This is a genomic window from Tomitella biformata AHU 1821, assembly GCF_000524475.1.
Lineage (GTDB): Bacteria > Actinomycetota > Actinomycetes > Mycobacteriales > Mycobacteriaceae > Tomitella > Tomitella biformata.
The window spans coordinates 75,764-94,678 of the sequence record NZ_BAVQ01000071.1 but is presented as its reverse complement, the minus strand read 5'-3'; the positions used below and the strand labels follow the sequence as shown (position 1 = coordinate 94,678).

The window sequence follows — 18,915 nt, the reverse complement described above, 5'->3', positions numbered from 1 at the left end:
TCAGTGCAGCCACGACACATGCTCGGACAAGAGCGCGTATCCGACGAACGCGATGACGTCGATGAGGGCGTGCGCGATGATCAGCGGCCACAGCCGTCCGGTGCGCTGCCAGTACCGGCCGAAGATCAGGCCCATCGCGAGGTTGCCGAGCCCCGGTCCGACACCCTGGTACAGGTGGTAGCCGGCGCGTAGCAGGCTTGAGTACGCCAGGGCTGCGTTGGGGGAGAAGCCGAGCCGGCGCAGCCGCGTGAGCAGGTACGCCACGACGAGGGTCTCCTCGGCGGCGGAGTTCGCGATGGCGGCCAGAATCAGGGTGGGGATGCGCCACCAGTGATCGTCCAGGGCGCTCGGCTGCACCTCCGAGGTCCAGCCGAGGACGCGGCCGGCCAGATAGAAGGCCAGCCCGGGGATGCCGATCAGCGCGGCCAGAGCCAGGCCATGCAGCACGTCCGGCCGCCACTTTGCGCGCATGAGTCCGATGGCCTTGGGCCCGATTCCGCTGCGCCAGAGCAGATAGAGCGCCAGGCCCGCGATCGCCAGCAGCTTGGAGATCCCGATGAGTTGGAAGGCGAGGTCGATGAGGCTGTTCGCGGCGCGGGAGGTGTTCAGTGCGACGGTCTGCCCGCCGATACCGCCCTCCGCGACGGCGCTGCGGGCGAGCTGCAATATCGAGGACAGGGCGCTATAGCCGTAGGTGATCATCAGGACCACGGCGATCTCAAGCCACAGCATCCGGCGGGCGCGGGGATTGAGCTCCTCGGGCACGTCGACGGCTTGAGAGCGGGGGCGCAACCAGTCGCGAATCACCACGTCACGGTAGCTGGGTTCAGGGCGCGTCGTGCCGTGCGTGCAATCCTCGATGGAAGACGCAGCTGGCGAGGGCGCGCACGGCCCGCCCGAGCTCGAGCGGGGATTGCGCGGGGGTGGCGAAGGGCAGGCGGACATCGGTGGTGGCGTCCTCCGTCGTCTGCACCCGCAGGCTCAGCCCGTGGCGATCGATGGCGAGCGGGTGGGCGCGGTGGCCGCGCAGGGCCGGGGGCAGCCGGCGGCACAAGATCTGCAGGATCTCGTCGTGCGCGTCCTCGAGGTGGGCGAGCCAGACGTCCTCGAGCATGCAGAACGGGTCGGGGCGGGCGGCGATCAGCTCCTCGATGGACACAGACGTGGCGGCCTCGGCGTCGACTACTACCGCGGTGAGCGGGCGCAGGAGCACCAGTGACGCGCTATGTCCTACCTCCAGCAGCTCGGGGTGCGGGCGGTCCTCGGCGATGTCGAGGGCGATGGCGGCTTGTTCCGCGTCGCACAGGGTCTCGAGGAGGCCGGTGATCCAGGTGAGCGAGCGGATGGGCTGGCGCTGCGGCAGGTTCAGCTGGTCGGGGAGCTCCAGCATGGCCGGCTGCGGATCCGCGGACCAGTCGGTGACCAGCAGCGCGATGGAGCCGTCGGGCAGCAGGTGCTGGAGAACAGGGCGCACGGTTGCGGCGGTGTCGAGAGTGAGTGTGGGGCTGCCGGGGCGCAGGAGTGTGCTGCGAATGCGCTCGGCGGCGGACAGGGCTGCGGACATTACGGTCCCTTCGACGGGGGCGATGAAGTAAAGATAGGCAACCCTAACTTAGGAGAGCGGTCTGCGCGAGGGGTTTGCCCAATTGGGGCCCCGGGCCGCGTCGGGCCTACGGTGTGGGGGTGTCGATTCCCCTGACTTTGCGCCCGCCCACACCCCGGAACGAGCACCCGCTGACCGTCGGTCTGCTGCTGGTGGATCGGCCGGGGACGATCTCGGCGGCGCCGTCCGGGCCGGACGACGAGGCCATCGCCCGGATGCTGGGGCCGGCGAGGGTCGCGGCGTCGGCGGCCGGGGCGGACCAGTCTGGTCTGTTCATCGACCTGGATCTGGACCCGGCCGAGTTGGGCGCGGTCACGGCCCCGCGGCGCTATCTCCTGGACTGCGCCGCCGCCGATCTCGCACAGGCACTGGACTTGCAGACGCCTGCCCCGCTCGTGTTGTTCGTCGAGCCCGACGCCACGCACGGGTTGGCGGACCTTGCGGCGCTCGTGGTGGCGGCGGGCCAGTCGGTGGGGCTGGTCGCCGGTCGCTCGAACGAGGAGATCGCGGATTTCTTCGCGGTGCTCACACACTCGATGGTCGGCTTCGTGCTGCGTGCCGCGGACGCCGAGGACGTGGTGCGCTTGCTGGCGGCCACCGTCGCCTCGATGCGCGGCGACGATGTGCGGGCCGCCCTGGCGCAGCCCAATCTGCGGGGGCTGCTCGGCCTGGGCGACGAGGCTGCCGCGACGGTGCGGGAGATCCTGCTCGGCATCGAGGTTGCGGACCCGGTGGGCGTCGCCGCGGAGCTGCTGGCGAGAGGCTTGGGCGCGGGTCTTTAGTTAGGCGGCCTGCGGCTGGAGTTCGGGCTTCGCCGCGTTCAAGTAGAGGGCCGAGGCGGCGAAGAAGCACAGGGCGCCGATGAAGGTGCCCGTGTTGGCCAGCAGTGCGTCCGCTGTCGCGCCGGACTCAGACACATATGCGCCGACGGCTGAGGCGCCGAACGCCACGCAACCGACGAAGTTGAACATCGTGCTGATCCAGTCCCGCGACCGCGGCTTGTTGAGCTTGCCGATGCGATAGAGCCCGACGATGGCCACCGTCCCGCTGATGAGGAAGGCGACCGAACCGGTCGAGTCGGGCACCCACACATAGTGGCGCTCGGTGGAGACGACGTGCGCGTGGATTGCCGCGCCGGTGCTCACATTGAATAGGAGCGTGCCGAAGAACTGCGTCGAAGCCGTGAGCCAATCCGCGCGGAGCATGCGACGGCCGCGCACGTCCACCGTCATCGGCCCGGCGAGGATTAATTGGACGAGCGCCGCCCCGGTGAAGAACCATGATCCGATAAAGAACACGGTGTTCGTGCCGGTGGACCCCGCCCAGGATGCGAAGCCGGGAACGGCGCCAAGCGCAAAGAGGAATGAGCCTATGCAAAATCCCCACGATTGGCCGCGAAGGGTCGGCTGTAGCAGCATGGAGGCAGCATAACAAGGCGCCCGTGGGCGCAGGCCGTTCGCCATGACTGAACGTCAGGGGCGGTTACCGCATTATGCGGGGGAGATTGTCAATTAGCACGGCGTTGGCAGGGTCTGTTCTACGCAGACTGGTTGAATTGCGATCAAAATTCGAGTTCTGGGAGTGCGCACGCGCCGGACGTCGCGATGGCGCCTCGGCCGGGTGCCGGACAAGGGCTATATCGCCGGTGTCCGACGGGTCGTCGAACGGTTCGCCCACCTCCTCGGCAGCTTGGTTGATGAAGGCCCGGATCGCGTAGTGGCTTAGTAGGTGTCCCCAGATCTCCTGGTGGACCAGATCCGGTTTGCGAGAACGCAGGGGCCGGGCGTCAGGGACGCTCTGGGCGTTGAATTTGGTGAACACCACCGAGTCGTCAGTGCGCCCCGCATACACCGCGAGGAGTTGCTCCGCGGATGCTTCGTCGGGTGCCAGCAGCGAGCTGATCAGTGAGAACTGGGCAGAGTCCCCGTCGGGCGAGGCTCTCAGGCAGGTGAGCACTCGCACGGTTCGGGCCCGCGCTGGGCCTACTGGGCCCCGGCCGAGGGGCAGCGTGGAGAGGTAGGTGCCGTCCGGGAGCACGGTAATCACGGGCAGGGGCAGGGAGTTCTCGACGGCCGAGAGCAGGTCCGCGCCATTGGAGAGGGTCTCGACCCACATGGCCGGCGAGTAGAGCTGCTGGCCCGTGATGAGCAGCATCCCGGGCCGCAGGTAGGTCTTCACCATGTCGACGGCCAACTCCTGGACGTCGCTGCTAGAGGGGCCGAGAGTCGCGCCGATCGTGGCCTGGGTTCCCGCTTCGGCCAGGGTGCTGACTCTGATCTGCGGCAGCGTGGACCGGAATGGGGCGGTGGAGCTAGGGCTGTAGCCGAAGGCGCGGGCGTTGGCCGGGCTGTCCGCCACATTGAGGACCGCGCTGGAGGCCTCTACGACGAGCAGATCCTCAAGGAAGGAATGGGTCCGATTGCGCTTAGCTAGGGGCAGCGCCGCCCGATTGAACAGCGCAATCAGCGGGGCCGAGCCGAGGCGGGTGCGCGCCGCGGTGATCGCGCCGCCGGTGGGAATGGTCAGGGTTCCGCGCCCGCCCCTGATCTGATGCGCGGCATGGGCGAGCCGATCGATGACCTCTGCGTACGACTTGTCCGCGTGCAAGGCCAGGCCCAGTACGAGGTGCACCACAACATAGGCGGGGAGCAACCGAACGCGTTGCTCGCGGCGGCCGGTCTCCTGCAAGACGGAATCGATGAGGGTGCGGTCGAATGCTTGGGCAAACAGCCCGATCCCCAAAATATCGGCGGTGACGACGTCGCTGTCTGCGGGGAGCACTCTTCGAGTCACGCTATTTAATTTAGGGCGCCAGATCAAGATATGGAAGCTGAAATGGAGAATCAGAGGCCGTCCATCGGGCAGCTTCCAGTGTGCTGGGACTACGGACTTCCTTAACTAAACAGAACTGAAATCCGCGAGTGGCGGCATCATTTCAGTTTGGCGGCCGGTTGCGGGTCTGGTATTTTCGTCCAATTTTGGAGGTAAATCGCATTGTTGAGAGTTAGTTGGTATTTTGTGGCCATGAACTCAGACGCGGCCGAGGTGCTGGTGGACGGGCACCATACCGACCTGCGCCTGCCTGGCGCCCCGAGAAAGCCTATCTCGGTGATCAGCAAGGACGGCCGAAGCTACCAAGACGCCCATTGACAAACGCAGAATCACCCCGCCCTGGAAACCCATCCAGGGCGGTGGCCTGCGCTCCATCGACCACCTGCTCGCAAGACCCCGCCACAAGGATAAAACGGAGGAAACGTGTCCGATAACAAGAACCAGAGCTCGTTCAGCGACGAGGTGCTCGCGCCGGCCTACACCGGCCGCCTAGGGACGAACCCGGTCCCGGCGCTGCGCCTGCCGGACTCGGAGATGCAGCCGGAGGCCGCCTACCGCTTCATCCACGACGAGCTGATGCTCGACGGCAACTCGCGGCTCAACCTCGCGACGTTCGTCAGCACCTGGATGGACCCCGAGGCCGAGAAGCTCATGGCCGAGACGTTTGACAAGAACATGATCGACAAGGACGAGTACCCCTCGACCGCCGCGATTGAGTCGCGTTGCGTCTCGATGGTCGCCGACCTGTTCAACGCCCCGGGCCTGGACCCGGCGGATCCCGCCTCGGCGACCGGCGTCTCCACGATCGGCTCCTCCGAGGCCGTCATGCTGGCCGGCCTGGCCATGAAGTGGCGCTGGCGCGCGCGTCGTGAGGCCGCTGGCCTGGACGGGTCCAAGCCGAACCTGATCCTCGGCAGCAACGTTCAGGTCGTCTGGGAGAAGTTCTGCCGCTACTTCGACGTCGAGGCCAAGTACCTGCCGATGGAGAAGGGCCGCTACGTCATCACGCCCGAGCAGGTGCGGGACGCCGCGGATGAGAACACGATTGGCGTGTGCGCGATCCTCGGCACCACGTTCACCGGCGAGTTCGAGCCCATCGAGGAGATCTCGGCAGTGCTCGACGAGCTGGCCGCCAACGGTGGCCCGGACATTCCGCTCCACATCGACGCGGCCAGCGGCGGCTTCGTGGCGCCGTTCCTCCACCCGGATCTGGTGTGGGACTTCCGCAACCCGCGCGTCGTCTCCATCAACGTCTCCGGCCACAAGTACGGCCTGACGTACCCGGGCATCGGCTTCGTGGTCTGGCGCGACAAGGAGCAGCTCCCGGAGGAGCTCGTCTTCCGCGTGAACTACCTCGGTGGCGACATGCCCACCTTCACGCTGAACTTCTCGCGCCCGGGCAACCAGGTTGTGGGCCAGTACTACAACTTCATCCGCCTGGGCCGCGACGGTTACCGCGCCATTATGGAGGCGCTGCGCGACACCGCGGTGTGGCTGAGCCAGCAGATCGAGAAGATCGACGGGCTCTCCATCATCAGCGACGGCTCGGCGATCCCGGTGCTGGCGTTCGAGCTGGAGGAGGGCCGCGGCTACACGGTCTTCGACATCTCGCATGAGCTGCGCTCGCTCGGCTGGCAGGTGCCCGCATACACGATGCCGGCCGACGCCGAAGAGGTCGCGGTGCTGCGCATCGTCGTCCGCGAGGGCTTCTCCGGCGACCTCGCCGGCAAGCTCATGGATGACATGCGGAGCGTGTGCGCCAAGCTCGAGGCCGGGGCCCGCCCGAACTCGCACTCGCAGCACTTCGCGCACTAGGGAACTGGGCTAGTCCCACCCGAACTGCCACTCTCACGCCCGATCCGTGCGTGCGCCCCCAATCCAGGGGACGCAGGCGCACGGATCGGGCGTGAGCCGTTTCTAGCGGTTGTGGAATCCGTCGGTGGCGTCGACGCGCAGGCGGGTGAGGTTCCGGTAGGAGATCAGCCAGCGGCCCTCAACATTGCGGTATTCCTCGTGGTAGTGCCCGTAGCCGTGCAGGTGCTCCTCAGCGTCGGTGGCGGCGTTGGTCCACCACAGCTTGTCCTCCATCGCCCACACGCCGCGCGCGGTGGTGTCGGAGGTCAGCTCGATCTCTGGAGTGTGGCCATGGTGCACGCTGACGACCTTGACCGGGCCATCGAGCGTGCCGCGGATCGCGTCCGCCAGTGCTCGGCCGCCGGTGACCGACCCGGCCGCGGTGCCATCGGCCTGTGGCGCGGCGTCGGTGCTGGCCCAGGAGTCGCTGACGACGTCGTCAGTGTGGAAGGAGGCGTAGCGGTCCCACTCCTTGTTGTCCATGCACCGCAGGCGCCCCGCGAACACGCGCTTGATCTCCTCGATGGCCAGTAGTTGCTCGGGGATGGATAGGGTCACGGCTTGCTGTGTTGCGCTCATAGACAGGACGTTGCCAGCGTCGGGGCGGCGGGACGGGCGAATAGTCCGCCAGCTGGGACAGTCGCTGGGGGGTAGCTGGCTACCGGACCGTGAGGATGATTTTGCCGAGCGCGCCGCGGCCGTCCATTAGTTCGAGGGCCTGAGCTGCTTCTTCCAGCGGGTAGGTGGCGCCGATCACGGGGTCCAGCTGTCCGGCCTCGAGCAGCGGCAGCAGATCCGCCCACTGCTCTTGCAGGTAGGCGATGTTCTTCATCCAGAACTCGCCCCACGCCACGCCCAGCACGGAGACATTGCCCAGCAGCAGGCGGTTGACCTTGACGGTGGGGATCTCGCCGGCGGTGAAGCCGATGACCAGCAGCCGGCCCTCGGGGGCGAGGCTGCGCAGCGAGTCGGTGAAGCGGTCGCCGCCCACCGGGTCCACCACCAGATCCACGCCGCGGCCGTCGGTGAGCGCTCGGACCGCGTCCTTGAAGCCCTCGACCGCCACGACGTCGTCGGCCCCCGCGCGGCGCGCAATCTCGGCCTTCTCGTCCGTGGACGTCACCGCGATCACCCGCGCGCCCAATGCCTTGGCGAGCTGGATCGCGGCTGTGCCGACGCCGCCGGCCGCGCCTTGCACCAGCATCGTCTCGCCAGCCTGCAGCTTGCCGCGGCGAGTGAGGGCGAAGTGCACGGTCAGCACGTTCATGGGGATGCCAGCGCCCTGCGCGAAGCTGAGCCGGTCCGGCAGGGGGAACACCATGGCGGGCGGGACTACGACGGTCTCCGCGAAGGTCCCGAGGCCTGGGAATGCGGCGACCCGATCGCCCGGGGCGAAGCCACTGCCCTCGGGCGCGGAGCGGACGACGCCGGCGACCTCGGATCCCGGCGTGTACGGCAGCGCCGGCTTCATTTGGTATAGCCCGCGGGTCTGCAGCACATCGGGGAACGTCAGCCCGGCCGCATGCACGTCGATCACCACCTGGCCGTGCGACTCTGGCTCTGCCACCTCGAGGAATTCCACGGCGGAGGGTCCGTCCAGGCTGGTGATCCGTACTGCGCGCATGCGGGGTCCTTTCACGGTGGGCTATGTCACTGCCGAGTATGCCGGTTGCCTCTGACGCCGGGCCGGCGAGTCCTCGGCCAGGCGTCCGCGGCGCCGGCCGGGATCGCGGCTCAAGGGCAGATGTCAGGGGCACCACGTAGGGTGCATAGCGTGCAGCGCATCGCCTATTTCGGACCATCTGGGACCTTCACCGAGGCGGCCCTTCGTCGCCTAGAGCAGAATGGCGGCGTCGCCACGCTCCTTGGGGACGGCCCGGTGGAGCGGGTGGCGGCGGACTCTCCGTCTGCCTCGCTGGCCATGGTGGAATCGGGCGCGGCGGATTACGCCTGCGTGCCTATCGAGAGCTCCATCGACGGGCCGGTGCTGCCCACGCTCGACCCCCTGGCCAAGGGGCGTCGGCTGCAGATCTTCGCCGAGACCGAGCTCGACATCAGTTTCTCTATCCTCGTGCGGCCGGGGGTGACGCCGGCCCAGGTCCGCACCGTAGGGGCGTACCCCGTGGCCGCCGCGCAGGTGCGGGAGTGGTTGGCCGCGCAGTTGCCGCACGCCACCGTCGTGCCAGCGTCCTCGAACGCGGGGGCCGCGGAGGACGTGGCCGGCGGCCAGGTCGACGCCGCGGTGTCCACCGACATCGCAGGCCAGCGGCTGGGCCTGGAGTCCCTCGCGGACGGCGTCGTTGACGTCGCGGGCGCGCGCACCCGCTTCGTGTTGGTGGGCCGGCCGGGGCCAACGCCCAAGCGCACCGGCTCGGACCGCACCGGGCTGTATCTGTATCTCGACAACAATCCAGGATCGCTCTCGCAGGCGCTGCTGCAGTTCTCGATTCGGGGTATCGACCTCACACGCATCGCGTCGCGGCCCACCCGCTCGGGCCTGGGCAACTACTACTTCCAATTGGACTGTGCGGGCCATATCGAGGACACCGCGGTCGCGGAGGCGCTCAAGGAGCTGCACCGCACGTGCAGGCAGGTGCGGTACCTCGGCTCGTGGCCGGTGGCGCACAGCGAGGGCTCCGCGCCGCCGCAGGATGTGGACTCGGTGCAGTGGCTCGACGATATGAAGAACGGACGTGATCACCAGTGACCGGCAGGCTGATTTTGGTGCGGCACGGGCAAACAGTTGCCAATGTCGCTCATCAACTGGACACGCTGCCTCCGGGCGCGCCGCTGACCGAGGAGGGGGAGCGGCAGGCCGAGGTGCTGGGCCTGGGCCTGGCAGATCGGAGCCTGGCCGCGCTGGTCAGCTCCACGGCGCTGCGCGCGCGGCAGACGGCGAATCCCGTCTCGCGCACCACCGACAGCGGCATCGAGATTGTCGATGGGCTGTATGAGATCCAGGCGGGCGATCTGGAGGGGCGCTCGGACGAGGAGGCCCACCGCCAGTTCGTCGAGGTCTACACGCAATGGCATCGGGGCAACTTGGCCGAGCGGCTGCCGGGCGGGGAGAGCGGCCACGACGCGCTGGGCCGCTACCTCCCGCAGCTGGACGAGCTCCGGGCTGGCTACCTGCAGGAGGGGACGGACCAGGACGTCGTCGTGGTCAGCCACGGCGCGATCATCCGGCTGGCTGTCGCCGCGATGAGCGGCATCGACCGCGCCTTTGCCGACAGCCGCTACCTCGCCAACACGGAGGCGGTCACGTTGGCCCCCACCGCGGACGGCGGCTGGGAATGCGTGCAGTGGGGCGAGGACCGGCCGCCCTTCACCGTCCGGGTGGACGCGAATGCGGACGATCCCAGCCGGGCCAACTAACCCCAGCCGAGCTCGTGGAGCTGCTCGTCGTCGATGCCGAAGTGGTGGGCGAACTCGTGGATGACCGTGATGCGGACCTCGTCCACCACCTCCGCCTCGGACTCGCACATGTCGAGCAGAGCGTCGCGGTAGATGGTGATGGCGTCCGGCAGGGCGCCGGCATACCAGCTATCCCGCTCGGTGAGCGCGATCCCCTCGTAGAGGCCCAGCAGGTCCGGCTCGTCCTCATTGCGGGACTCGACGAGGACGACGACGTTGTCGATGGCCGCGATCAGCTTCTCCGGCAAGAGGTCTAGGGCGTCTGAGACCAGCTCCTCGAAGCGGTCCGCTGGCATAATCACGGGCATTTAGGCTCCAGGCTCGGTGCCGGGCGGTGGGCCCTCTTCGATCATCGGATTGGCCGGTGCGGGCAGGGGCACGGGCACCGCGCGGCCGGCGGGGGGCTGGGGGGCCGGGGCTGGAGCCTTGCCTCCGATGGTGATCTGGCCGCGCGCGGCGCCGACGATCGGCGCGTAGTCGCCCGCCGCCGATCGGCTGCCGACGGTGCAGTTCACTAGCCGGCTGCCGGCCTGCCAACTGGGCAGGCTCAGATTGCCCCACAGGACGGTCAGCGTCTGGTTGTGCAGGGCGTCCGGGGAGCCGAGGAAGGCCTCCGTCGCCGCCAAGCACGCCTCCTGGAGGAACTGGTCCTGCTGCTCGGCGCTCGGGGGTCCGTCGGGGAATTGCTCGGCGAGATTGAGGATCGCGGTGGCCTCGACGGCATGCTCCTCGCCGCAGTCGACTGGGTCCGTGGGGACACCGCCCTTGATCCCGCGGCATTCCCCGGGCTGGAGGACCTTCGACTGGTCCTGGCTCGCGACCGTGCCGCTGATCGTGTGGAACACGGTGCCGTCGACGCTGGTCTCCTGGAGCCCGCAGCGGATGCTGCGCTCGCCCTGGGACCAGCCCTTGGAGCTCGGGTGGATCAGGCCCACCGTGAACCGACCGCTGGGGTCGAGCTTGCCGCCGAGGTACTGCTCGGTGGCGGGGACGCACACCTGGTCACGTAGCTCGATGTACCGGGCGGGGGTCGCGAGGACGGCGTGTGTGCCGAACTCCGAGTTGGGGAACACGCTCAGGTCGACGGACGCGGACACCTCGAAGAGGTGCTCGGCGGCGCAATCGGCCGTCGTCAAGTCTGGCTCGACGGGGTCGGTCCAGGTCAGGCAATCGCCAGGCTGCGCGTCGGCAAAGGCGGGGCCCTCCGCGGAACCGGTATGCGTGGGGATCGCGGTCGGCGTGCTCGAGCCCTCGGTGACCTTGCCCAGGTTGCCGGTGGTCATGAGAGTGATCGCGGCGGCGGCCAACGAACCCACCGCGACCAAGACCAGTGCCCGGCGGACATTGTGGGCGGATTGGGGACGGGTGGCGTCGCCGGTAGGCCCCTCGGGCTCTGCAGCGGTGGGCTCTGGAGAGTCGGGGGTGGGCTCGGGTTGCGCGCGTCGAATGCGGAACATCGTCACCAATGATGCCTGTTGTCTGTCGACGGTGGACATCGGATCGCGGATTAGCGCCACCCGACGCCTCCGCGGAGCCGGGCAAGTAAGGTCTAACACTGTGATTGACCTGAAGTTTCTTCGTGAGAACCCCGATGTCGTCCGTGAGTCCCAGCGCACCCGGGGCGAGGACCCGGCGCTGGTCGACGCTCTGCTGTCGGCGGACACCGCCCGCCGCGGTGCGATCGCCTCCGCGGACAGCCTCCGCGCAGAGCAGAAGCTGTTGGGAAAGCAGGTGGGCAAGGCCACAGCCGATGAGCGCCCCACGCTGTTGGTCCAGGGTAAGGAGCTCGCCGCCAGGGTCAAGGCGACTGAGGCCATCGAGAACGAGGCGAAGGCCAAGCTCGACGCCGCGCATCAGGCGATCTCCAACGTCGTGCAGGACGGGGCCCCGGCGGGCGGCGAGGACGATTACATCGTGCTCGAGCATATTGGCGAGATCCCCCAGATCGAGAACCCGCGTGACCACCTCGAGCTCGGTGAGGCGCTGAGCCTGCTGGACATGGAGCGCGGCGCGAAGGTTTCTGGCTCCCGCTTCTACTTCCTCACCGGCGCCGGCGCGATGCTGCAGCTGGGCCTGCTCCAACTGGCCGCGCAGAAGGCCACCGCCAACGGCTTCACGATGATGATCCCGCCGGTGCTCGTGCGTCCGGAGATCATGCAGGGCACCGGCTTCCTCGGCCAGCACTCCGATGAGATCTACCACCTCGCCGACGACGACCTCTATCTGGTCGGCACCTCCGAGGTCCCCCTCGCGGGCTATCACTCCGGCGAGATCCTCGAGCTGAACGACGGCCCCAAGCGCTACGCCGGCTGGTCCTCCTGCTTCCGCCGCGAGGCTGGCAGCTACGGCAAGGACACCCGCGGCATCATCCGCGTGCACCAGTTCGACAAGGTGGAGATGTTCACCTACTGCCGTCCCGAGGACGCCGACGCCGAGCACCAGCGCCTGCTGGGCTGGGAGAAGGAGATGCTCGCCGCGGTCGAGGTGCCCTACCGGGTCATCGATGTCGCTGGCGGGGACCTCGGCAGCTCTGCCGCGCGCAAGTTCGACTGCGAGGCGTGGGTGCCCAGCCAGCAGGCCTACCGCGAGCTGACCTCCACCTCGAACTGCACCACCTTCCAGGCGCGCCGGCTGTCCGTGCGCTATCGCGACGAGGACGGCAAGCCGCAGACCGCCGCCACGCTCAATGGCACCCTCGCGACCACCCGCTGGATCGTCGCGATCCTCGAGAACCACCAGCAGCCCGACGGTTCCGTGCGAGTGCCGCTGGCTCTGCAGCCGTTCGTCGGCACCGACGTTCTCAGGGCGAAGTAGCCTCCAATGGTGGTCGGGCTCATCGCCGCGATTCTGGCGAGCCTCGCGTATGGCACCTCCTCGGTGCTGCAGGCGTATGGTGCCCGACAGTCCGCTGGAGCCGCGCTCGGAGACCTTGAGCTTGGCGGCGGTGGTCCGGCCCGGGTCACCGCCTCCGGCGCGCCCACGCTGCGCTCGACCTGGGCGGCGGTGCTGACGCTCGCGTTCATCGTGGGCACGGTGCTCGACGTCCTGGGGTTCGTCGGCGGCGCGATCTCCGCCCGCCTGGCCCCGCTGTTCCTCTCCCAGACTGTGATCAGCGCGAACCTCGTGGTCACCGCGGTCCTGGGCATCTTCGTGCTCAAGATCCGGCTGCACATGCGGGATTGGCTCGCCATCGGCACAGTGCTGCTCGCGCTGGGCGCCCTGGGTCTCGCGTCGGAGTCCTCCGGCGGCGGCAGCTCGGATCCACTGATCCACTGGGGCTTGCTGGTCGGCACTCTCGCGATCCTCGGGGTCTCGCTGGGAGTGGTGCGGCTGCTCGGCTCGCGCGCCGCGATCGCCGCCGGTCTCAGCGCGGGCGTGCTGTTCGGCGTCGTCGCGATGTCCGTGCGGGTGATGCACGGCGTGGAGCCCTTCAACCTCGGCGACCTGCTCCGGGACCCCGCGACATGGGCGCTGGCGATCGCCGGCGTCGGCGGTTTTTACCTGCACACCGTGGCGCTGCAGCTCGGGTCCGTGAACGGCGCCACCGCGGCCCTGGTGGTCGGGGAAACGGTGATTCCGGGGGCCATCGGAGTTTGGCTGCTGGGGGACTCCGCGGTGCCGGGCCTGGAATGGCTCGCGGTGCTCGGCTTCATCCTGGCCATCGGCGGCGCAGTGTGCGTCGCGGTGTTCGGCGCCGCGGAGGCGGTGTCGGCGGACGAGCATGCGGCCTCGGCGAAGCCGAACCCGGTGCCCGACCCCGCCTGAGCTCCGGACAGCAGGACTACGGAGCGTCGAACATGATGCCCGTCGTCGTGGCGGAGGCCAACAGCTTGCCGCGGTCGTCGCGGAGCTCGCCCTGGGCTGTGCTGGTGCGGCGGCCGCGGTGCTCGACTAGGCCTGTGACGAGCACGATCCCCGTCTCCGCGGTGACCGGTCGGATGAAGCGCACGTTCAGGTCCAGCGTGGTGAACCGCTCACCGAGAGCCAGCGTGGTCTGGATCGCGTAGCCCATCGCGGAGTCCAGCCACGTGCTGACGACGCCGCCATGGACGGAGCCGAACGCGTTGTACTGATACTCGGCGGGTGTCGCCGACAACGTCATCGATCCCTCGGAGAACTCGGTTATCTGGAACTCGAGAGTGCCGCAGGAGGGCGGGTAGTCCACCGTGCCGTCTCGCAGTGCAGCCATGAACTCCAAGCCGGTCAGGCCGGCTCTTCCCTCCGCAAGAGAGCGGGGATCCGACCACGTGTGGGTGCGAGAGTTGATTTTAGGGTCCATCGAGGCTCCTGGCTGGGTGGAAGTGGGACTCTTCGCAGCGTACGGGGTTGTGCGCAGGTCGAAAAGTTATCCACCGGTTGGCAAAAAACTCTCCACTCACACCACCCACATTGCCGATTATCGGCAATCCAGGGGTCAAGAGTGGAGAGTTTTCACACCCCGAGACGCTTCGGAGACGACCTAGCTTTTCTCAGCGCTTAGCGTCGCGGTCTCGGCGTCCGCGCCCGGCCCACAACGCAGCTCGTGGCCCTTGGAGGTCAGGCAGCGGCCGCTGGTCAGGTCCCACTGCCAGCCGTGCAGGTTGCAGGTGAGCTTGCCGTCCTCGATCACGCCGAACTTGGTCAGATCCGCCTTCAGGTGGGGGCAGCGCCGCTGCATCGTCCAGCCGTCGAGCGTGATCGTGGCGCTGTCGTCATGCGTCTCCGCGAACCAGCCGTCCGCGTACGCGATCCGCTCATCCGTGAGGCACTTGAAGAAGGTGTAGAGGTACTCGTTGTAGCCGCCGACGCGCCAGGTGCGGAAGCGGGTGGACAGGAAGATGGTGTTGACCCAGTCCGGCTCGTCATCGCGGAGGACCGTGCGCACAATCCCGCGGTCGATCGTGAAGCCGTAGCGGAACTTCTTCTCGTCGAGAGCGGCCGGGCGGACGGTGCGCTCCGGGAAGTCGAGCACCACGGTTTCGACGACGACGGGCTCGCCCGAGGTGCCGGGCACGGTCAGCTCGAGCGCCACGGGGTAGCCGATGCCGTCGCAGATCTGGTTGCTCTGCCGCATGATCGGCTCGAACAGCGCGCGCAGCGGCTCGAGCAGCGCAGATCCCTCGGCCGGCGCCCACGTGGCCTTCTCCGCGGCGATGACCGGGGCCATCCGCTGCGCCATATCCTCGATGTAGGCGGCCTTCTCGGTGAAGATCTTGTCGACCTCCGCGTCAGTGGCCGGATGCGTGAGGTTGCGCAACTCGGTGCCGCTGAAGTCCGCGGTGGTGCCGGGGATCATCAGGATGCCGCCAGTGCGGCCGTTCTTCTCCAGCTCGGACAGGAAGACCTTCTGGTCCGGGAAGATGTTCGCGGGGTTGCCGCAGTCGTCGTTGAGGTAGCGCAGCTCGTCGTCGAGGAACATGGGCGGTCCGGCGGACGGGATGACGTGCGTGGCCCCGACCTGCTCGATGTAGCTGCGGGAGCGGTCCATCTGCCGCTGGCGCTTCTGGGTGCCGAAGGCGTTCTTGGCGCGCTCGGGCATGTCGTAGACCCAGGGGTACCAGATGGCGCCGGAGTACTGCAGCATGTGCACGTCGATGTGCCCAAACTCGCGCTCCATCGCCTCCAGGTCCACCGGGCGGGCGTCGTTCATGTTGAACACGGTGGTCGTGCCGTCGGTAACCACGAGGCCGGAGTCGCCGATGGGGCCGTCCGCCGGGGCGCGCAGCGCGATGACCATGATGTCGAGCTCGCCCTTCGGCCCGGTCAGCGTGTGCTTGACAGAGTCGCGGGTCTCGAAGAACTTGTGGAAGCCGAGCGCCTCGAGTGCACGCTGCAGGTCCGGCACCGGGAAGTCCGGCAAGATCACGACGGCGTCCTTGTTGACGTGTCGGCGCAGGATCTCCGGGTCGAAATGGTCCTTGTGCAGGTGGGAGACGTACAGGTAGTCGCAGTTGCCGAGCGCGTCCCAGTCCAGCCGGGTGTTGTCCGGGAAGGGGAACCATGACGCGAAATATGCGGGGTTGACCCAGGGATCGCAGAGGATCGAGCCGGCTTCGGTGTTGATGTGGAAGCCGGCATGTCCGACGCTGGTGACCTGCACGGTGGGGGACCTCCGAGTTGGGGTTCTGGTTGCCACTCAGGATACGGGCACCTGCTCGCGTGACGTGCGCCGCTGCTGGCAGCTAGGGTTGGCGGCGTGGAACCTGTCTACAGCTCGGTCATCCTTGTCGCTAAAGCGCTGTTCAAACTCGAGGGATTGAAGTTCACCCGGACCGGCTCGGAGAATTTGCCGCGCGTCGGCGGGGCCGTCGTGGTGATCAACCACACCGGATACATGGACTTCACCTACGCGGATTACTCGGCGTTCGACAGGAAGCGGTTCATCCGCTTCATGGCGAAGAAGGAGGTCTTCGACCATAAGATCTCTGGCCCGCTGATGCGCGGTATGAAGCACATCCCCGTGGACCGAGGCAATGGCGCCGGCTCGTACCAGATGGCCATCGACTACCTGCGGGACGGCGAGCTGGTGGGCGTCTTCCCCGAGGCCACGATCAGCCGCAGCTTCGAGCTCAAGGACTTCAAGTCCGGCGCGGCGCGGATGGCCCTTGAAGCGCAGGTCCCGATCGTGCCCGTGATGATCTGGGGCTCGCAGCGTGTCTGGACGAAGGGGCATCCGAAGCGGCTCGGCCGCACGAGGACGCCGATCCTCATCCGCACCGGCGCGCCGATTGAGCCGGTCGGCACTGCCGACGAGTTGACGGCCACGATCAAGGCGGCCATGTCCAAGCAGTTGGACCAGATGCGCTTGGACTACGGACCCCACCCGGCCGGCGAGTTCTGGGTGCCCGCCTCGATGGGCGGCTCCGCCCCGACCTTGGCGGAGGCCAACAAGATGGACGCCGACGAGGCCGCGGCGAAGGCTGCCCGCAGGGCCGAAAGGGACAGTTGAGAAAACCTCTGCTCATCGCCAGCGATGTGGACGGCACGCTGATCGATGACGAGTACCAGGTCGGTGCGCGCAACATCGCGGCGATCACCGCGGCTGTCGCGGACGGGGTGCCGTTCGTCCTATGCACGGGCCGCCCGCCGCGGTGGATCGCGCAGGTCACCGATCAGCTGGGACACGCGCCGATCGCCGTGTGCGCCAACGGCGCCGTGGTCTTCGACAGCGCAACGGACCGCGTGCTCTCGGCCCACACTTTGAACCCGGACGACCTCGGCCACCTCGCGGAGCTCATCCGCTCGGCGATTCCTGGCGCGGCGCTGGCCGCGGAGCGGATCGACCTCGGCGCGGAGGGTGGCCTGGCGATGCAGTTCGCCACCGCGCCCGGCTATGAGCACGCATGGGAGAACCCGCAGAATATCGAGGTCTCCGTCGCGGACTTGGTGACCATGCCGGCCGTGAAATTGCTGGTGCGGATGCCCGGCGCGCGCAGCGCCGATATGCGTGATGCGCTGACGCCGCTGATCGGCGACCGCGCGGACCTGACCTTCTCCACCGACAACGGGCTGATCGAGATCGCCGCGCACGGCGTCACGAAGGCGACGGGCCTGGCTGGCGTGGCCCGGGAGCTTGGGATGCTCGAGGACGACGTGATCGCCTTTGGCGACATGCCCAACGACATTCCGATGCTGGGCTGGGCCTGGCACGGGGTGGCGATGGCGAACGCGCACGCGGAGCTTGCGGCGGTGGCGGACGAGGTCACAGGGTCCAATAACGACAGCGGCGTGGCACTGGTCCTCGAACGCTGGTGGGGCTAGCTACCTGCGCTTAAAGTTACATTGATGTAGTTCACGACTCCCATTGCGCAACTCCAGTCACTCCAGTCACACTGGCAACACATGGCTGTTTCATTCGCCTGCCACCCGACCCAGGAGCTGTCGTTTATGCGCAAGTCCATTGCCGCCCGTCTAGGTCTCACCACCACGGTTGGGCCGGGGCGGGAGCGGCGACGGTCCCGCGGGTTGAGCGTGGCCCCGGCGCTGTTGCTCCTCGCAGGTGGCGGGCTGGTCGGGGTCCATACCGCGGGCGGCATATCGCCGGTGGCCGAGGACCAGACGCTGTTCACCCTGCACGGGCACGGCCACGGGCACGGCCGGGGCATGGGCCAGTGGGGGGCTCTCGGTTACGCGCAGCAGGGCTGGAGCGCGGAGCAGATCCTCGGCCACTACTACGGCGACACCGAGCTGGCGATGCTGGAGCCGACTGAGATCACGGTCCGCCTGATGTTCCGCGACGGCAAGCCCCTGGAGGTTGCCTCGGCAGGCCCGCTCACCGTCGCCGGGCAGAGCGTCGCGCCCGGGCAGTCCGCGCGACTGACCCCGACCGCCGGCGGTGCGCACGTGCAGATCGCGGACTCCTGTGGCGGGCAGGTGCTATGGGAGGGGGAGACAACTGACCCCTGGGTGTATCCGGAGAGCGAGAGCCCGTCGAGCCTGTGCGGTGAGGACGCCACCTATCGCGGGGCGCTGGGGGTCGCGCTCGCCGGTGGCGAGGCGCGGACCATCAGCAAGCTCGACCTCGAGGACTACCTGCGCGGGGTCGTGCCGGCGGAGTCCCCGGCTAGCTGGGCCGACCAGGGCGGCGCGGAGGCGCTCAAGGCACAGGCCGTCGCGGCTCGCTCGTATGCCGCCGCCGAGAGCCGCACGGGCTATGCGAAAACCTGCGACACCCAGGCCTGCCAGGTGTACCGCGGCGCCGATAAGAACGACCCGCGCACGGACGCCGCGATCGAGGGGACCCGCGGGCAGGTCCTTACCCGCGGCGGCGTCGTGGTCCCGGCGGAATTCTCGGCGTCCACCGGCGGCTTCAGTGCGGGCGGCAACTTTCCCGCGATGCCTGACGATGGTGACGCCGTCTCCCCGACGCATGACTGGACGCACCGGCTGACCGCCCGCGAGATCTCCGACGCGTTCGAGGTGGGCGAGCTCGTCTCGATGACGGTCGTCGAGGCGAACGGTCTCGGCCCGGACGGCGGCCGGGTGCTGCGGCTGCGAGTCGAGGGCGCGGACCGCACGGTGGAGGTAAGCGGGGACGACGCGCGTGTGCAGCTCTCGCTGAAGTCGGACTGGTTCTATATCGAGGGCCAGGAGCCCGTGGTCGAGGGTCTCCCCGAAGAGAAGATCCCGCACCCGGAGTAGCAGTGTTATCGGTCACCCGTCAGCGCGCTGGCGGTACCCAGGTCACGGTTCCGTTACTGTGGGATTCTGTGTCGACAGAAAATGCAGCAAAC

At 68.1% G+C, this 18,915-nt stretch carries 20 protein-coding genes; 10 read left to right on the top strand and 10 right to left on the bottom strand.

Annotated features, from left to right (window positions below; genetic code table 11):
• Together TBIF_RS17005 and TBIF_RS17000 are read right to left on the bottom strand one after the other, a co-directional pair.
• Positions 1–810, bottom strand: a complete 810-nt coding sequence (locus tag TBIF_RS17005; protein ID WP_024795955.1) for a CPBP family intramembrane glutamic endopeptidase — start codon at positions 808–810, stop codon at positions 1–3.
• Positions 811–826: 16 nt separating this feature from the next.
• A complete protein-coding gene (locus TBIF_RS17000) occupies positions 827–1,564 on the bottom strand; it encodes a DUF2470 domain-containing protein (protein ID WP_024795954.1) in 738 nt (245 codons plus the stop codon).
• A 119-nt stretch (positions 1,565–1,683) separates the two neighbouring features.
• Here TBIF_RS17000 and TBIF_RS16995 point away from each other — a divergent pair, with 119 nt between their 5' ends.
• Complete coding sequence (locus TBIF_RS16995) at positions 1,684–2,385, top strand: hypothetical protein (RefSeq protein WP_024795953.1); 702 nt, start codon at positions 1,684–1,686, stop codon at positions 2,383–2,385.
• Here TBIF_RS16995 and TBIF_RS16990 read toward each other — a convergent pair whose 3' ends face one another.
• Together TBIF_RS16990 and TBIF_RS16985 are read right to left on the bottom strand one after the other, a co-directional pair.
• Positions 2,386–2,901, bottom strand: coding sequence for a hypothetical protein (locus TBIF_RS16990; protein ID WP_369385441.1), 516 nt, complete (start codon positions 2,899–2,901; stop codon positions 2,386–2,388).
• A 184-nt stretch (positions 2,902–3,085) separates the two neighbouring features.
• Positions 3,086–4,396, bottom strand: coding sequence for a transposase domain-containing protein (locus TBIF_RS16985; protein WP_158506366.1), 1,311 nt, complete (start codon positions 4,394–4,396; stop codon positions 3,086–3,088).
• A gap of 231 nt (positions 4,397–4,627) precedes the next feature.
• Between TBIF_RS16985 and TBIF_RS26510 the strand changes: the two genes are divergently transcribed.
• Together TBIF_RS26510 and gad are read left to right on the top strand one after the other, a co-directional pair.
• The gene (locus TBIF_RS26510; RefSeq protein WP_268746921.1) at positions 4,628–4,753 is read left to right on the top strand and encodes a hypothetical protein; all 126 of its coding nucleotides are present in this window, start codon (positions 4,628–4,630) and stop codon (positions 4,751–4,753) included.
• A 105-nt stretch (positions 4,754–4,858) separates the two neighbouring features.
• Positions 4,859–6,250, top strand: coding sequence for a glutamate decarboxylase (gad, locus tag TBIF_RS16975; protein WP_024795950.1), 1,392 nt, complete (start codon positions 4,859–4,861; stop codon positions 6,248–6,250).
• A gap of 102 nt (positions 6,251–6,352) precedes the next feature.
• Here the strand turns inward: gad and TBIF_RS16970 are convergent, their stop codons facing one another.
• Both TBIF_RS16970 and TBIF_RS16965 read right to left on the bottom strand, forming a co-directional pair.
• Positions 6,353–6,868 carry a nuclear transport factor 2 family protein gene (locus TBIF_RS16970; protein ID WP_024795949.1) on the bottom strand — a complete coding sequence of 172 codons (516 nt, stop codon included), beginning with the start codon at positions 6,866–6,868 and terminating at the stop codon, positions 6,353–6,355.
• Between the two features lie 79 nt (positions 6,869–6,947).
• Positions 6,948–7,913, bottom strand: a complete 966-nt coding sequence (locus TBIF_RS16965; protein ID WP_024795948.1) for an NADPH:quinone oxidoreductase family protein — start codon at positions 7,911–7,913, stop codon at positions 6,948–6,950.
• Between the two features lie 150 nt (positions 7,914–8,063).
• On the opposite strand from TBIF_RS16965, the gene pheA reads away from it, so the two are divergent.
• Positions 8,064–8,996: a prephenate dehydratase gene (gene pheA / locus TBIF_RS16960; RefSeq protein WP_024795947.1), complete on the top strand. Its 933-nt coding sequence runs from the start codon at positions 8,064–8,066 to the stop codon at positions 8,994–8,996.
• On the top strand, positions 8,993–9,664 hold the full coding sequence (locus TBIF_RS16955) for a histidine phosphatase family protein (protein WP_024795946.1): 672 nt from the start codon (positions 8,993–8,995) through the stop codon (positions 9,662–9,664). The genes pheA and TBIF_RS16955 overlap by 4 nt, the downstream gene beginning before the upstream one ends.
• On the opposite strand, the gene TBIF_RS16950 is transcribed toward TBIF_RS16955, so the two are convergent.
• The gene (locus tag TBIF_RS16950) at positions 9,661–10,011 is read right to left on the bottom strand and encodes a metallopeptidase family protein (protein ID WP_024795945.1); all 351 of its coding nucleotides are present in this window, start codon (positions 10,009–10,011) and stop codon (positions 9,661–9,663) included. The genes TBIF_RS16955 and TBIF_RS16950 overlap by 4 nt on opposite strands.
• Positions 10,012–11,220: a septum formation family protein gene (locus tag TBIF_RS23865; protein ID WP_024795944.1), complete on the bottom strand. Its 1,209-nt coding sequence runs from the start codon at positions 11,218–11,220 to the stop codon at positions 10,012–10,014.
• A gap of 40 nt (positions 11,221–11,260) precedes the next feature.
• Here TBIF_RS23865 and serS point away from each other — a divergent pair, with 40 nt between their 5' ends.
• Together serS and TBIF_RS16935 are read left to right on the top strand one after the other, a co-directional pair.
• The gene (gene serS, locus TBIF_RS16940; protein ID WP_024795943.1) at positions 11,261–12,517 is read left to right on the top strand and encodes a serine--tRNA ligase; all 1,257 of its coding nucleotides are present in this window, start codon (positions 11,261–11,263) and stop codon (positions 12,515–12,517) included.
• A gap of 6 nt (positions 12,518–12,523) precedes the next feature.
• On the top strand, positions 12,524–13,468 hold the full coding sequence (locus TBIF_RS16935) for a hypothetical protein (RefSeq protein WP_024795942.1): 945 nt from the start codon (positions 12,524–12,526) through the stop codon (positions 13,466–13,468).
• 16 nt (positions 13,469–13,484) lie between these two features.
• Here the strand turns inward: TBIF_RS16935 and TBIF_RS16930 are convergent, their stop codons facing one another.
• Together TBIF_RS16930 and TBIF_RS16925 are read right to left on the bottom strand one after the other, a co-directional pair.
• Positions 13,485–13,892, bottom strand: coding sequence for a PaaI family thioesterase (locus tag TBIF_RS16930; RefSeq protein ID WP_235174832.1), 408 nt, complete (start codon positions 13,890–13,892; stop codon positions 13,485–13,487).
• A gap of 270 nt (positions 13,893–14,162) precedes the next feature.
• A complete protein-coding gene (locus tag TBIF_RS16925) occupies positions 14,163–15,782 on the bottom strand; it encodes a Rieske 2Fe-2S domain-containing protein (protein ID WP_024795940.1) in 1,620 nt (539 codons plus the stop codon).
• A gap of 96 nt (positions 15,783–15,878) precedes the next feature.
• Here TBIF_RS16925 and TBIF_RS16920 point away from each other — a divergent pair, with 96 nt between their 5' ends.
• The 3 genes from TBIF_RS16920 to TBIF_RS23860 all read left to right on the top strand — a co-directional run bounded on the left by TBIF_RS16920 (position 15,879) and on the right by TBIF_RS23860 (position 18,823).
• Positions 15,879–16,631: a lysophospholipid acyltransferase family protein gene (locus tag TBIF_RS16920; RefSeq protein WP_024795939.1), complete on the top strand. Its 753-nt coding sequence runs from the start codon at positions 15,879–15,881 to the stop codon at positions 16,629–16,631.
• Complete coding sequence (locus TBIF_RS16915; protein ID WP_024795938.1) at positions 16,628–17,443, top strand: HAD family hydrolase; 816 nt, start codon at positions 16,628–16,630, stop codon at positions 17,441–17,443. The genes TBIF_RS16920 and TBIF_RS16915 overlap by 4 nt, the downstream gene beginning before the upstream one ends.
• Before the next feature lie 81 nt (positions 17,444–17,524).
• Entirely contained in the window at positions 17,525–18,823 is a 1,299-nt protein-coding gene (locus TBIF_RS23860; RefSeq protein ID WP_084611758.1) for a SpoIID/LytB domain-containing protein, read from the top strand.
• The last annotated feature ends 92 nt before the right edge of the window (positions 18,824–18,915 follow it).